The organism is Actinomycetes bacterium (genome assembly GCA_022396035.1).
In the GTDB taxonomy this organism is placed as follows: Bacteria; Actinomycetota; Humimicrobiia; order Humimicrobiales; family Humimicrobiaceae; genus Halolacustris.
The window spans coordinates 1-14157 of the sequence record JAIOXO010000011.1; the positions used below are offsets into that span (position 1 = coordinate 1).

Here is a 14157-nt window from a genome sequence, read left to right on the forward strand (position 1 = left end):
GTATCCTTTTAGCTACAGGCTTTTGGGCAAGTTTTGATTCCACCTGGGAGACTATGGTCTTGCCTGTGGTTTTTAGTTTCTCAAATCTTTCTATGGTAATTGCTGATGCTGAATCAGCCATACTATTTACTGCATCTTTAACTTGTTTATGTCCATATTTTCCATATTCTGATATATTCTCAACTGAATTATTCAGCAAGAACTAATTAAACCTGATTTAAACAGGCATGATAAGTTATGTAAATCTCAGGATTTAATTTTCCTGGCCACCAGCGGATAGAAAAACAGCAGGACAACCGATAACAGCAGGAACCCTATCTCTGCCCTGATCAGGGCGGCAATGCCTATGATATCTGCAGCTTTGCCCAGGGGTATAAGGGTTAATCCGGCCAGTCCGGCGGATAAGCCCAGTATAAGAGAGGAAGCCAGTCCGATATTAGCCGGCCAAAGCTGTTGGGCAGTCCTTATGCATACCGGCTGTATGGGAATGAGAAACACCCCGGCCAGGACGAAAAGGATCATGCTGGGTAAGGTATCGGGTATGAATATAAAGTAGAGGCAGGGGATGGCCATGGCTATGCTTATCTGTATTATAAGCGGCCCTTTTTTAAACCGGTCATTAAGGTGGCCGGTTATAAACCCGCCGGCCCCTCCCAGGGCTCCAAACAGAAACAGCATTATGCCTATGGGAATAAGATTTAATCCTGCCCGCGTGTAGTACACCGGCATATAATTGAATAGGCTTACCCACAATATGTACAGGGAGTATACAGTAAATACCAGGCTGGCTAGAAGGAATATTTTTGCTGCCCCCAACCTCTGACGGGGCAGGTTGGGGTCTATAGTTACCGGTATATGCTTATCGGAGGGCAGTTTTCTGATTAATACCCATGCGGCAATCAGGCCGCCGGCCATGGCTATGGGGGTATACTGAATGCCTATCTTTTCCAGGATAAGTATTACCGTCAGGGAACCCAGGGCAAAACCGAAATTGCCCCCGAAATTTATAAGGGAGGTGCTAAAGGTTTTCTTATTGCCTCCATAGTAGCCGGCCATGGCTGCGCTGGGGGGATGAAAGCTGGCTATTCCCAGATTGCCTATAAATAAAAATATAAGTACCAGCAGGTAATGGGGCATCACTCCCAGCAGGCTTAAAAAGACCGAGGTTAAAATTATTCCCATAACCATAAATTTCTTCAGCCCGTACCGGTCTGAGAGCAGGCCGAAGGCCGGGGAGAACAGGCTGTTGGCTATAATGCTGGTGGCTCCCAGCAGACTTACCTGAAACAGGGAAAGGCCGAACTTGGAGACCAATAGCGGTATAAGCCCGATGTAGAAGCTCTGGTATATGTCCAGCATAAAGTGGCTGCCTGCAGAAAGGGCCAGTACCCGCTTATTAGCTTTCTGAACATTTTGCATGTGGTAAATGTTTAATGGTAATAATATAACATAGCATAACCGCCGGCCTTATAGCCAGAAAAATATGGGTATGCTTATTTTTAAAAAATGGCATATTATTATAAAATGAATAAAATAATTGTAAGAAGGAAACTATATGGGGGATAAAAGGCCCAGCTGGGATCAGTATTTTATAGCAATCACCAAACAGGTTGCCACCCGGTCTACCTGCCTGAGGAGAAAGGTGGGAGCAATTGTAGTAAAGGATAAAAGGATTCTTACTACCGGTTACAACGGCGCTCCCAAAGGAACCAGAAACTGCCTGGAAATAGGAACCTGCTTAAGGGAAGAGATGGGAGTGCCTTCGGGACAGAGGCATGAAATCTGCAGGGGCCTGCATGCCGAACAGAATGCCCTGCTGCAGGCAGCTTATCATGGCGTACAGATAAAGGGAGGAGTCATTTATTGTACTACCCAGCCCTGTGTAATGTGCGCCAAGATGATTATAAATACCGGCATCAGAACTGTTTACCATCTGGAGGATTACTCTGATCCATTATCTCTGGAGCTTATGGGGGAAGCGGGCATTGAGCTGATAAAGCTGAATTTCTAGCTTTTTTATAGAAGGGAATGCTGTGGGTAACACCCTGGTAAAAAGAACTTTAATCATTAGCGGCCTGGTGCTGGCAGCCGTCCTTATAGGGCTGTGGTTTTTTCAGCCGGGACCGCTTTTCTGGTCGGTACTGCTCAGCTCGGTTTTGGTGTTTGGCCTGTTTGTTGCCAATCTTTACCTATATTCCAAGCTTTACGGGGACGGGGGCAAGCTTAAATTCATGTTTGCTGCTTTCTGGATAAAACTACTGGTCCTGGCCGGTGTTTTTTTTATCTTTACCCGACTGGCTTTTCTGGATATTTATTCTTTATTTATATCTTTTATAATCCTGTTTACCATATTTTTGTTTCTGGAATTGTTTCTGTTATACAAAAATGCCATGTTCAAACCATAGGGTGTTCTCATGAATGAAAGAAGCTTGGAGGTACTGGAGCATTTTTATCAGAAGGTAATTATCCCCATTAAACTGGGGAGTCTGGACCTATCTGTAACCAATCTCACCCTGTCTATGTTTGCTGCCGCATTCGTTTTTCTGGGCATACTTATATTTTTGGCCTACAGGCCAAAGATAGTGCCCAGCAAAAAACAAACTATAGTGGAGTGGCTGATATCATTTATAAAGAGGTATATAGTATATAATATGATGGGCAGGGAGGAAGGTAAAAAATGGTGGCCTCTTATTACTGGATTATTTATTTTTATCCTGGCCAATAATTTGATAGGAATAATACCTGGTGCTTATACGCCTACCGCTAATCCCCTGGTACCTCTGGTGCTGGCGGTAATTATTTTCTTAACCGTGCAGGTTTCAGATTTGGTAAAAAATGGGATAAGAGGGTATGTAAGGACTTTTGCTCCCCGCTCGGTTCCTGCATGGATGTATGTGATTGTGTTTCCCATAGAGGTAGTAAGCGCAATTGCCAAACCTTTTTCTCTGTTCATACGTCTTGCCGCCAATATGATTGCAGGACATATTATAATTTATGTATTACTGGGATTAATAATTTATTTTAAGAATTATTTTATAGCAATTGCAGCAGTTCCTTTCAGTGTGATAATGACTATATTTGAAATATTTGTTGGAGCTATACAGGCCTATATATTTGCGGTTCTGGCATCAATGTATATAGGAGAAGCAGTAAGTAAAAAAGACTAACAAGGAGGATGTTAATGGATTCACAGGCGGCTGCAGTAATTGCAGCAGGATTTGCAATTGGAGTAGGGGCTATAGGACCAGCCCTGGCTATTGGTAACCTGGTGGGCAAAGCTCTGGAGGGTATTGCCCGGCAACCGGAAGCAGCGGGCCAGATCCAGACTGCAATGTTCATAGGAATCGCTTTTGCCGAAGCCATTGCCTTATATGCTCTGGTGGTAGCTTTCCTGCTTATATTTGTGGTGTAAATTTTGGAAAGGGTGTAAAAAGTTGGAACAATTAATAAAAATAATTAGCCCTATGAGCAGTACTATTTTTTGGCTGATTATAGTATTCATTATTATGGTGGTAGTTTTGTGGAAGCTGGTACTCAAGCCGGTAGATAAGGTTCTAGCCAGGCGGCAGGAAGAGATCAAAGAAAAAATAAGTTCCTCGGATAAGCAGAAGCAGGAAGCCCAAAAGATACTGGAGGATCAGAAAAAGGAGCTGGATAAAGCCAGGCTGCAGGCCAAAAAACTTATTGAAGACTCCAAACAGGAAGCCAGAAATATTAAAGAAGAGATAGAAAAAGATAGCAAGAAGAAAGCAGAAGAGATGATGGAGGATGCTATAAACAGAATAGAAAGAGAAAAAGAAAAATCATTGGAAGAGTTAAAGGATGAGGTTGCTGATATGGCTGTCAGCATTGCAGAGAAAATAATTACCAAAAATATATCAAAAAAAGAGCATCAAAAGTTAATAGAGGAAAGTTTAAAGGATATCAAAGGGGCTTAGATGGGTCACAAAGTTAAGACGGCAGAAATAAAGAAAATAGTAAATGCCTTGGCCAGTCTGGCTGCAAGTGAAAACCAATTGGATTTGTTAAAAAGAGAACTGGAATGGGTTAAAGAAGAGGTAGACTACAATCTTAAATTTAAGCAACTTTTAAGGGATGACCAGATAAAAAATTCGGAGAAAGTAAAAATTTTATTGGAGATACTGGAAGAAAAGGTTTCGTCTATTACCCAGGCTGCAGTAGCCTCTATGGCAATAATGGGATTAATGGAACAGCTGGATATTATAAATAAGCTATATGGGGAGAAGGTTTCCCAATTAAAAAAACAGCTGGATATTGAAGTAATAAGCGCAATAGAGCTGGATAAGGATACTATAGAGGATATTAAGAAAAGCCTGGATAAAAAAACCCAGAGAGAGGTAAAAATTAAGAATATTGTAGATAACAGTATTATTGGCGGACTGGTTATAAACATTGATGATCAGGTTATGGACCTGAGCATAAGCAGAAAGCTTATTGATCTGAAAAGTAATTTAAAAGAAATAAAGCTGGAGAGTGAAAAACTTGGCAATTAGTATGGAATCAAAAAAAATTGCAGACCTTATAAGCAAGCAGATAGAAAAATATGAGGCCAAACCCCAGATAGAGGAAGTGGGTGCTGTAACTGAGGCTGGAGACGGCATAGTAAAGATTGCTGGATTATCAAAAGCAGTTGCAGGAGAGATGCTTGAACTTCCCGGTGGTATTTATTGCCTGGCTCTAAACCTGGACCAGCATGAGATAGGGGGAGTAATTTTAGGGGAATCGGTTAAAATTCAGGAAGGCGATCTGGTTAAGAGAACAGGCAAAGTTTTACAGGTTCCGGTAGGTGAAGCTTTGGTGGGAAGGATTGTAGATCCACTGGGCATTCCCCTGGATAATAAGGGTGATATTGATACCCAGATATTTAGTCCGGTTGAATTTAAAGCCCCGGAAGTAGTGGAAAGGCAACCGGTAAGAGAGCCGCTTCAAACAGGGATAAAGGCCATAGACTCTATGGTACCTATTGGACGGGGACAGAGAGAGCTTATAATTTCTGACCGGAGGGTAGGCAAAACTGCGCTTTTAGTGGATACTATTTTAAACCAGAAAGGCAAAGATGTTTACTGCATATTTGTAATTATTGGTCAAAAAACTTCTCTGGTGGCCAGGATTGCAGAAAAGCTGGAGCAGGAAGGAGCCATGGACTATACTACCATAGTTGTAGCTACCGCCAAAGAGACGGCGGCATTGCAGTACCTGGCACCCTATTCAGGCTGTGCTATGGGAGAATATTTTATGTATAACCAGAAACATGCCGTGGTTATGTATGATGATCTTTCCAAGCATGCAGTTGCTTACCGGGAGATATCGCTTCTGCTCAGAAGACCGCCTGGCCGGGAGGCATATCCCGGTGATATTTTTTACCTTCATTCAAGATTATTGGAGCGTTCGGCCAAGCTTTCCGATGAAAAGGGTGCAGGCTCTTTAACTGCTATCCCGGTTATTGAGGTAAAGGGTGGAGATATATCCGGTTATATCCCCACCAACCTGATTTCTATTACTGATGGCCAGATTTATTTAGATACAGAGTTGTTTAATTCTGGTATAAGGCCGGCAATAAATGCAGGCATATCGGTTTCCAGAGTGGGGGGTGCAGCCCAGATACCGGCTATGAAAAAAGTAGCGCGGATGCTGAGGCTGGATATATCCCAATACCGGGAGATTGAAACCTTTGCCAAGTTTGGTACCGAGCTGGATACTGAAACCAAAAAACAAGTAACCAGGGGAGAGCGAATTGTGGAAGTACTCAAGCAGGGACAGTATCAGCCTATGGCAGTGGAAGATCAGGTAATTGCTATTTTTGCACTGACCTATGGATATTTGGATGATATAAAAGTCTCGGATATATGCAGGTTTGAAGAAGAGTTCTTAACTTATATGCATAACAACAAAAAAGATATAATTAAAAAAATAAGAGAAACCAAAGACATAAACCAGGAATTGGAGCAGGAGCTCAAACAGGCAGTGAAGGATTTTAAATCGGGTTTTTCTCAATAAAGGATATTAAGCTATGCCCAAAGAAAAAGATCTTAGAGATAGAATAGAAAGTGTAAAAGGTACCAGGAAAATTACCCGGGCTATGGGCATGATTGCTTCTTCCAAGATAAAGAAAGCTCAGCAGAGAATGCTGGAAGCAAGGCCTTTTATCAGTAAAGTGGAGGATTTTATCTGCAACCTGGGGTTAACTGGCCAGGTAATAAATGACCGTTTGGTAAAAACAAGGGAAAATGAAAAAAATATATTAATTTTGGGGGTAACTGCAGATAAAGGACTGTGCGGCGGTTATAATTCTAATATAATTGAACTTCTGGAAAAGAATATAAGGAAATTTGAAAAGCAGGATAAAAAAGTCAGGTTAGATATTATTGGAACCAGGGGTAAAAATTATTTCAGTTTCCGGGGTTTTAAGCTGGCAAAGGCTTATGAGCATCTTTCAGATTGGCCTAAATTTATGGACGCCAGGGAGATTTCAAGGGCTATGATATCCAGGTATTCAGTGGGAGAGGTGGACCGGGTGCTGGTTTGTTATACCAAGTATATCAGTCCAATGCAGCATGAACCCCGAACTATGCAGATACTGCCCATACCTATAGAACAGAAGCTTTCAGAAAGAGAGAGTCACGTAGAAGCTCCCGGGACTTTTATATGCCGGGTTGAAGATTTGCCTTCCGAATTTGGCTATGAACCTTCTTTAAAAGAAATAATTAAAGCTATAATCCCTGAATATATCTTTACGGTGGTATATGGAATTCTTCTGGAATCCACAGCCAGTGAGATAGGAGCAAGGATGACTGCTATGAGAAAAGCCAGTGATAATTCTGATGACCTTATAAAGCAACTTACCAGGGATTACCATAAAATAAGGCAGCATCAGATTACTAATGAAATAATAGAAATAATTTCAGGGGCAGAAATAAACACTTAGAAAGGAAGTATTGTTTTATGGCTGATAAGCAAGAAAAGGGCTTAATTGTAAGTATAAGGGGTCCGGTTATTGATGTAGAATTTTCCCCGGAAAGAATCCCTGAAATTTATACTGCCCTTAAGATATCCAAGCCGCTGCCAGAGGGTAGGGAAGAATCGATAGTGGCAGAAGTCCAGCAGTCAATAGGAGAAGGGAAGGTAAGGGCAGTAGCCATGTCTTCTACTGACGGACTTTATAGAGGGATGGAAGTAATAAATACCGGGCAGCCAATAATGGTGCCGGTAGGCAAGGAAGTCTTGGGGAGAATATTCAATGTCCTGGGCCAGACCAGGGATTTAAAGCAGAAGCAGGTGCAGACCAAGATCAAGCTGCCCATACACAGGGAAGCTCCGGGCATCGAAGATATTGACACCAGGACTGAACTTCTGGAGACAGGGGTTAAGGTTATTGATTTTTTGTGTCCTTTTGTGAAAGGAGGCAAAATTGGAATGTTTGGAGGCGCCGGAGTAGGAAAGACAGTAATAATAATGGAATTAATACATAATATAGCCATAAAACATGGCGGCCTTTCTGTCTTTGCCGGAGTTGGAGAGAGAACCAGGGAGGGCAATGATTTATGGCGGGAAATGAAAGAATCCGGGGTTCTGGACAAGACGACTCTGGTGTTTGGACAGATGAATGAACCCCCGGGGGCCAGGCTCAGGGTAGCTTTAACTGCATTAACCATTTCCGAGTATTTCAGGGAATATGAAGGGCGGGATATGCTGTTATTTATAGATAATATATTCAGGTTTGTACAGGCAGGGCAGGAGGTTTCTACTCTACTGGGCCGTATGCCTTCTGCGGTAGGTTACCAGCCAACCCTTGCCAGCGAGATGGGTGAGCTTCAAGAGAGAATTGCTTCCACCAAGAAGGGTTCAATAACTTCGGTGCAAGCCGTATATGTTCCTGCAGATGATTTGACTGATCCTGCTCCCGCCACCACTTTTGCCCATCTTGATTCAACAGTAGTGCTTTCCAGGCAGGTATCCGAAAGGGGCTTATATCCTGCGGTAGATCCTCTATCTTCTTCCTCCAGAATCCTGGAGGCTGACGTGGTGGGATTTGAACATTACCAGATGGTAAGAAAGGTTAAAGAAATCCTTCAAAAAAACAAGGAATTACAGGATATTATAGCGATATTGGGAATAGATGAATTATCTGAAGAGGATAAGCAACTGGTAAAAAGGGCCAGGAAGATAGAAAGGTTTCTCTCCCAGCCTTTCTCAGTTGCTGAAGAGTTTACCGGCAAACAGGGAAGGTATGTAAAAGTGGAAGATAGCGTAAAGGGTTTTAAGGCTATTGTGGAAGGCGAATGCGATGATTACCCTGATCAGGCTTTCTATATGGTTGGAGATATCGAGGAAGCCAAACAAAAAGGAGAAAAAATGTTAAAAGAGCAGAACCAGGAGGAAAATAAACAGTAATGGCTGAGGATAGGATAAATGTATCCATAGTTACCCCGGAAGAAGTTGTCTTCGAGGGTAAGGTTAATTATTTGGGGGTGCCTTCAGTTAAGGGCAGTATGGGAATCCTGGCCGGCCATATGCCTGTGGTATGCCAGTTGGATGTGGGTATTATAAAACTAAAATCAGAACTGGAAGAAAAATATGTTGCGGTGCAAAAAGGTTATATGGAGTTTTTTAATAATAATGCCAACATACTTACTGGAAGAGCAATTAAAACTACTTACCAGGATCGCCATAAGGCCATAGAGGAAGTAAGCAAGAGACATGACATAGTGCAAGAAATATCGGAAGAGACCAAGAAAGTAATACAGGCTATTGGTACACTGAAAAGGTTAAGAAAATGATTAGATTTCTGCCAGCAGGCTGTTAAGCTGCAGAAGGAAATCATAGGCGGCCTGCTTTTCCTGGTCAACGGTGGTTATATAGCCGGCACGGTCAGGCTGGCTATCGAATCTGAATATGATGCTGGCATCAGATGATACCCTTATCTTTATATTGATTATGTTCCCGGGATCCAGCAGATACTTGCCGGTCTGCCTTTCTATCTGGTAGGCAATGCCTTTGTTTAAGGGATAGCATTTAAGGAAGGCATCATTTTTTAGAAACTCCACATAAATTATTTTTAAATTGGTAAGGATATAGGCCTTGGTCTGTACAGAATCATCTGTTTTTCTGGATTGTTCATATACCGCTTTTATGTCTTCGGCCACGGCAATGAATTTTTCTACCATCTGGTTTATCTGCTGCTGGTTTTCTTTTAACTTAATTTGCATAGTTTATGCCCTTTTTATTTTTATTATAGCAGAGGCTGGTGAAAAATTAAGCCCGGCTTTAAAAAATTACAGGGAAAAGATGAGCCCGGCTATGGAAAAATAGATAAGCAAACCCAGTGCATCCACCACTGTGGTAAGCAGGGGGCTGCTTATAACTGCAGGGTCCAGTTTCAGTTTGGTTAGCAAAATCGGCAGCAGAGACCCCAAAAGGTTGGCTATCATTATAATGGCTACCACCGCCAGCCCCAGGGTTATCCCCAGCAGCAGCCCTTCTTTTAATATGATTACCCTTAGCAGGAATACCACCCCCATGGATACCCCTAAAAACAGCCCGGTCAGCAGTTCCTTTTTTACTACATAAAACCATTTTCTAATTGTAAGCTCTCCGGTAGAAAGCGCCCTTATAATCAGGGTGGAAGACTGGGTGGAGGTGTTTCCCCCGGTGCCGATAAGCACCGGTATAAAGAAACTGAGGGCAATAACCGCCTGCAGGGAGGTTTCAAAATGGGCTATTATGGTAGAAGAGATAAAGCCGGCTACCATAAGTATGGCCAGCCATCCTATCCTTTTAACGTACAGGGTAAAAGGGGAGGCAGAAGAATACTTAATGCCTACCGGGGCCACCGCTGCTACCCTGTGGAAGTCTTCGGTGGTTTCTTCTTCCAGGACATCCAGTATATCATCTACGGTCACTATACCCATAAGCACATTATCCTTATCGGTTACCGGCAGGGCGGTCAGGTCATAATCGGCCATGATTTTTACCGCCTCTTCCTGGTCCTGGTCAGCATGCAGGTATACCATTTTTTTGTCCATAATGGCTTCTACCTTCTGATCCGGGTCTGCCAGTATAAATTTTCTCAAAGGAAGGCTGTCCAGCAGGTGCCAGTGGGCATCTACTATGTATATGATATCAATGGTCTCTACATCCTTTCCCATGCTGCGGATGTGATCAAGAACGCGGCTTATGAGCCAGAAAGGCTTAACTGCTATATAGTCGGGAGTCATAAGCCGGCCTACACTGTCTTCAGAGTAGCCCAGCAGGGCCAGGGCTTCCTTCCTTTCCTGGGGAGGGAGAGCGTTTAGAATTTTCTGGGTTACCGGCCCGGGCAGGTCCCCGAATACCTCGGTACGGTCATCGGGAGGAAGATCCAGTATTACCTGCCTAGCCCTCTGGCTGCCCAGGTTTTTAAGCAGGGCTTCCTGGTCCTGGGGTTCCAGCTGGGCAAATACCCGGGCAGCTTCTTCCTTGGGAAGAAGCCGGAAAAGGACCAGGCCGGTCTCCTGGTCAAAATCATCCAGCAGCTGTACAAAATCTGAAGGGGGAATCTGCCTCAGCAGTTCTTTTATTTCCCTCCATTTTCTGGAATCTATGAGGCGGTTGAGTTCCTCTATCAGATTGTAATGTTCATAGGTTAACATGGGTCTCTTTTACTATTAAAATAAACAGGTTGAGTTTAATATATAATAAAAGCCTTATGCAGGCAATATAGTAAGATATATAATAAGATGAGTTGATGATTAAGTTTAGGATACTCAAGCTGCAGCGCGGACAGCAAAAGTGATAAGCATTTATTTTTTTTAGCTATCTTATTTGTTATAATATCCAGTACTTTGGATACATTAGGCAGATATTTATGGCAAAATATTTGATAAGTGGCGGAAAGAAACTAAGTGGAAGCATTAAAGTGGGTGGGGCCAAGAACTCGGCTTTAAAGCTGATGGCAGCAGCCCTTCTGGCTAACGGTAAGACTACCCTGACCAATGTTCCCGCAATTGAAGATGTAAACACCATGGCCCAGGTTTTGCGTACACTGGGGGCCGGGGTGGAGTTTGACCCTGCCTTAAAAACTATGACCATAAACCCGGATTCGGTAGACAGCTTTGAGGCCCCCTATGAGCTAGTCAGGAAGATGAGGGCTTCCATACTGGTGGCAGGACCCCTGCTGTCCCGGTTTGGCAAGGTAAAGGTGGCTATACCCGGAGGATGCAATATTGGGTCGCGCCAGATAGATTTGCACTTGAAGGGTTTTGAGTTCATGGGTACCGAAAATTACATGGAGCACGGTTATGTGCATGCCTGCATAAATAATGGCTCCGGGAGGCTGAAGGGAGCACTTATAGACCTGGATTTTCCTTCCCGGGGAGCAACCGAGAATATAATGATGGCTGCCTGCCTGGCGCGGGGCAAAACGGTAATAAACAATGCGGCCAGGGAGCCGGAGATTGCAGACCTGGCCAATTTTCTTAAATCCATGGGTGCAGATATTGAAGGGGCGGGGTTTGACTGTATTACCATAAGGGGTGTAGGCCAGCTTAACGGTACCAGCTATGAGGTTATGGCTGATAGTATTGAGGCCGGCACCTTTATAACTGCGGCTGCCCTGTGCGGCCGGGAAGTGGAAGTGGCAGGGGCAGCAGCTAAAAATTTGGAAATTTTTCTGCTTAAATTAAAGCAGGTGGGGGCAGATATAGAGGTTCTATCCCCGGACCGGATAAAGGTAAGGGCGGCAGAAAAATTAAAGCCGGTACATATAAGCACTCTGCCCTATCCTGGTTTTCCAACCGATCTGCAGCCCATTATTGCGGTGCTGTTGGTTACCGTTCCCGGGGTTTCCATAATAACTGAAAATGTATTTGAGAACCGGTTTATGTATGTGGATGAGCTGAACCGGATGGGAGCCAATATAAAGATTGACGGACATCATGCTATAATACGGGGCACGGAACAGCTTTCAGCGGCCCCGGTTACTGCCTGTGATTTGAGGGCTGGAGCGGCCATGGTACTGGCGGGGCTGGCTGCGGAAGGTATCACCGAGGTTATGGATATATACCATGTGGAGCGGGGTTATGAAACCCTGGATAAAAAACTGGCCAGTATAGGCGCAGATATAAAAAGAGTTGACTAGTATGGAAAAACAAAAGAATAAAAGATGGTTTTTCAGGATACCCAGATACGGACGGGTACTTATAATAGTGGCCGCTTCCCTTATAGTGCTGGCGGGTGCGGCTGCAGGAGTATTCTTTTATTACATAAATTCACTGAACGAGACCATTAATGCCAGCACCACTTCAGAGATAGAAAGTATACTTGCCCCCATAGAATCCCCCCAGGAGCCGGTAACTGTTCTTATACTGGGCAGGGACAGCAGGGACAGTGAAGAAGAGGCAGGCAGGGCGGATACTATAATGCTGCTTTATCTCAGTCCGGCCAAGGTAGAGGGCACTTTGATGTCCATACCCAGGGACACTCTGGTGGATATTCCGGGGTATGGCCAGGATAAGATTAATGCTGCTTATGCTTACGGGCAGGAAGAGCTGATGATAAGGACGGTGTCTGATTTTTTGGATGCTGATATTAACCATTTTGTAACTCTGGACTTTAATGGATTTGTGCAGTTGATAGATGCTTTGGGGGGAGTGGATGTGGTGGTGGAAAGGCCCATGGAAGATGAAAAGAGCGGAACCTTTCTTTCGGCAGGCAACCATCATTTGACCGGGGAGCAGGCTTTGGCCTATACCCGGGACCGTTCTACCGAGCTGGGGGATATAGGCAGGATCCAGAGGCAGCAGCAGATATTTAAGGCTCTGGTGGAACAGAAGCTTAATTTAAATTATGTGTCCGACATACCCTATTATTTTAATTTGCTGGTAAAAAACACCAGGACTGACCTGGATGTTATGACCATACTCAAATATTCCAAGGCGGCGCTTTCTTTTGAGCCGGATAAATTCCAGACGGCTATCGTCCCTTCGCATCCTGAGTGGATTGAGGACGGCACCATATCGGTGCAGATACCGGATATTGAAGAGTCCAGGGCCATGTGGGAGAGGATTACACAAGGGGAGCCTGCATCTAAATATAATGCCGCTTATGCCGAGGTAAATACCCTTCCTGATTCCATGTCGGCCAACCTTACTTACAAGTTCAAGGTTACGGTAAAGAATACGGGAGTGGTGCCCTGGGAGAGAAACGGAAAGCAGGAAGCCTTCTTTTTAGGCTATCACTGGATAGATTTTGATACCAAGCAGATGGTAGTGTTTGATGGGGATAGGACCTTTCTGCCCCGGGAATTGGTAGAGCCGGGTGAAGAGGTTACCTTCCAATTAAACATCAAAGCTCCATCGGATTCGGGCCGCTATATCCTGCAGGTGGATATGGTGCAGGAAAACGTAACCTGGTTTTCCTACCAGGGAGTTCCTCCCTATGAAAAGATGGTGGCAGTAGATGTTGATTATGCAGCCCTGTATGATGATTTTGGTACCACCCCCTTGTACATGAAACCGGGAGAGAGGTACCCGGTTACCATATGGGTAAAAAATACGGGATCCATAGTATGGGAAAACTCCCCCGATCTGGAAATAAACCTGGGTTACCACTGGCTGGACCGGGATACCAGGGAACCGGTAATCTGGGATAATGGCAGGAGGCTGCATATAAATGATCTGGAACCGGGCCAGGAGCTGGAGCAGGGCATAGTGGTGTTTGCCCCCGAGGAGCCGGGGAGATACCTGCTGCAGTATGACCTGGTGCATGAAAGAATTGCCTGGTTCTCGGCTGAAGGGGTGACTCCCCTGGAAATAAATGTGGATGTAGGCCAGACTGTGGACAAGTCTATTACCTCTGATACCCGCATATTTATAGCCAATGGCAATGGCATATCCGGGGTAGCTTCAAGGATGAGCTCTTATTTGAGGGTTTATGGATTTAAGATTTCCGATCTGGCCAATGCTGACAGTTTCAATTATGAAAAAACTGTTATATATTATACCAAGGAGAACAAAGATAAGGCCGACCAGCTGGCCCTGGTATTTGATAGCTACGAAAAGATCCAAATCCAACCGGAACGGTTTGAGCAGGATTACGGTCAGGACAGCAATGTAGCGGTAATAGTGGGCAAGGATTATTTGGATAATATAGAGTAGTTAC

Annotated in this window: 15 protein-coding genes; 12 read left to right on the forward strand and 3 right to left on the reverse strand. The window is 44.1% G+C overall.

What is annotated here, in order from left to right:
* Window positions 1-246: 246 nt before the first annotated feature.
* On the reverse strand, window positions 247-1419 hold the full coding sequence (locus K9H14_04810) for an MFS transporter (protein ID MCG9479514.1): 1173 nt from the start codon (window positions 1417-1419) through the stop codon (window positions 247-249).
* A gap of 136 nt (window positions 1420-1555) precedes the next feature.
* Here K9H14_04810 and K9H14_04815 point away from each other — a divergent pair, with 136 nt between their 5' ends.
* From K9H14_04815 to atpC, 10 genes are read left to right on the forward strand one after another with little or no spacing between them, the layout of a single operon-like run.
* On the forward strand, window positions 1556-2011 hold the full coding sequence (locus K9H14_04815) for a cytidine/deoxycytidylate deaminase family protein (GenBank protein MCG9479515.1): 456 nt from the start codon (window positions 1556-1558) through the stop codon (window positions 2009-2011).
* Window positions 2012-2033: 22 nt separating this feature from the next.
* Entirely contained in the window at window positions 2034-2405 is a 372-nt protein-coding gene (locus K9H14_04820) for a hypothetical protein (GenBank protein MCG9479516.1), read from the forward strand.
* A gap of 9 nt (window positions 2406-2414) precedes the next feature.
* Window positions 2415-3167, forward strand: coding sequence for a F0F1 ATP synthase subunit A (gene atpB / locus K9H14_04825; protein ID MCG9479517.1), 753 nt, complete (start codon window positions 2415-2417; stop codon window positions 3165-3167).
* Window positions 3168-3181: 14 nt separating this feature from the next.
* Entirely contained in the window at window positions 3182-3412 is a 231-nt protein-coding gene (gene atpE / locus K9H14_04830) for a F0F1 ATP synthase subunit C (protein ID MCG9479518.1), read from the forward strand.
* A 52-nt stretch (window positions 3413-3464) separates the two neighbouring features.
* Window positions 3465-3938, forward strand: coding sequence for a F0F1 ATP synthase subunit B (atpF, locus tag K9H14_04835; protein MCG9479519.1), 474 nt, complete (start codon window positions 3465-3467; stop codon window positions 3936-3938).
* Complete coding sequence (atpH, locus tag K9H14_04840; GenBank protein MCG9479520.1) at window positions 3939-4514, forward strand: ATP synthase F1 subunit delta; 576 nt, start codon at window positions 3939-3941, stop codon at window positions 4512-4514.
* Window positions 4510-6018 carry a F0F1 ATP synthase subunit alpha gene (atpA, locus tag K9H14_04845; protein MCG9479521.1) on the forward strand — a complete coding sequence of 503 codons (1509 nt, stop codon included), beginning with the start codon at window positions 4510-4512 and terminating at the stop codon, window positions 6016-6018. The genes atpH and atpA overlap by 5 nt, the downstream gene beginning before the upstream one ends.
* Before the next feature lie 13 nt (window positions 6019-6031).
* Complete coding sequence (gene atpG / locus K9H14_04850; protein ID MCG9479522.1) at window positions 6032-6946, forward strand: ATP synthase F1 subunit gamma; 915 nt, start codon at window positions 6032-6034, stop codon at window positions 6944-6946.
* A gap of 17 nt (window positions 6947-6963) precedes the next feature.
* The gene (gene atpD, locus K9H14_04855) at window positions 6964-8412 is read left to right on the forward strand and encodes a F0F1 ATP synthase subunit beta (GenBank protein MCG9479523.1); all 1449 of its coding nucleotides are present in this window, start codon (window positions 6964-6966) and stop codon (window positions 8410-8412) included.
* A complete protein-coding gene (atpC, locus tag K9H14_04860; GenBank protein MCG9479524.1) occupies window positions 8412-8798 on the forward strand; it encodes an ATP synthase F1 subunit epsilon in 387 nt (128 codons plus the stop codon). Before atpD ends, atpC begins: the two co-directional genes overlap by 1 nt.
* Here the strand turns inward: atpC and K9H14_04865 are convergent, their stop codons facing one another.
* Together K9H14_04865 and mgtE are read right to left on the reverse strand one after the other, a co-directional pair.
* Complete coding sequence (locus tag K9H14_04865; GenBank protein ID MCG9479525.1) at window positions 8799-9227, reverse strand: hypothetical protein; 429 nt, start codon at window positions 9225-9227, stop codon at window positions 8799-8801.
* 66 nt (window positions 9228-9293) lie between these two features.
* Window positions 9294-10649: a magnesium transporter gene (gene mgtE, locus K9H14_04870; protein ID MCG9479526.1), complete on the reverse strand. Its 1356-nt coding sequence runs from the start codon at window positions 10647-10649 to the stop codon at window positions 9294-9296.
* A 215-nt stretch (window positions 10650-10864) separates the two neighbouring features.
* Here mgtE and murA point away from each other — a divergent pair, with 215 nt between their 5' ends.
* A complete protein-coding gene (gene murA, locus K9H14_04875) occupies window positions 10865-12136 on the forward strand; it encodes a UDP-N-acetylglucosamine 1-carboxyvinyltransferase (protein ID MCG9479527.1) in 1272 nt (423 codons plus the stop codon).
* A 1-nt stretch (window position 12137) separates the two neighbouring features.
* On the forward strand, window positions 12138-14153 hold the full coding sequence (locus tag K9H14_04880; GenBank protein MCG9479528.1) for an LCP family protein: 2016 nt from the start codon (window positions 12138-12140) through the stop codon (window positions 14151-14153).
* The last annotated feature ends 4 nt before the right edge of the window (window positions 14154-14157 follow it).

Bases quoted from the DNA above. Each gene is read 5' to 3' on its own strand.
- K9H14_04810 (MCG9479514.1), bottom strand. From the start codon at position 1,419: ATGCAAAATGTTCAGAAAGCTAATAAGCGGGTACTGGCCCTTTCTGCA.
- K9H14_04815 (MCG9479515.1), top strand. From the start codon at position 1,556: ATGGGGGATAAAAGGCCCAGCTGGGATCAGTATTTTATAGCAATCACC.
- atpB (MCG9479517.1), top strand. From the start codon at position 2,415: ATGAATGAAAGAAGCTTGGAGGTACTGGAGCATTTTTATCAGAAGGTA.
- atpE (MCG9479518.1), top strand. From the start codon at position 3,182: ATGGATTCACAGGCGGCTGCAGTAATTGCAGCAGGATTTGCAATTGGA.
- atpF (MCG9479519.1), top strand. From the start codon at position 3,465: ATGAGCAGTACTATTTTTTGGCTGATTATAGTATTCATTATTATGGTG.
- atpH (MCG9479520.1), top strand. From the start codon at position 3,939: ATGGGTCACAAAGTTAAGACGGCAGAAATAAAGAAAATAGTAAATGCC.
- atpG (MCG9479522.1), top strand. From the start codon at position 6,032: ATGCCCAAAGAAAAAGATCTTAGAGATAGAATAGAAAGTGTAAAAGGT.
- atpD (MCG9479523.1), top strand. From the start codon at position 6,964: ATGGCTGATAAGCAAGAAAAGGGCTTAATTGTAAGTATAAGGGGTCCG.
- atpC (MCG9479524.1), top strand. From the start codon at position 8,412: ATGGCTGAGGATAGGATAAATGTATCCATAGTTACCCCGGAAGAAGTT.
- K9H14_04865 (MCG9479525.1), bottom strand. From the start codon at position 9,227: ATGCAAATTAAGTTAAAAGAAAACCAGCAGCAGATAAACCAGATGGTA.
- mgtE (MCG9479526.1), bottom strand. From the start codon at position 10,649: ATGTTAACCTATGAACATTACAATCTGATAGAGGAACTCAACCGCCTC.
- murA (MCG9479527.1), top strand. From the start codon at position 10,865: ATGGCAAAATATTTGATAAGTGGCGGAAAGAAACTAAGTGGAAGCATT.
- K9H14_04880 (MCG9479528.1), top strand. From the start codon at position 12,138: ATGGAAAAACAAAAGAATAAAAGATGGTTTTTCAGGATACCCAGATAC.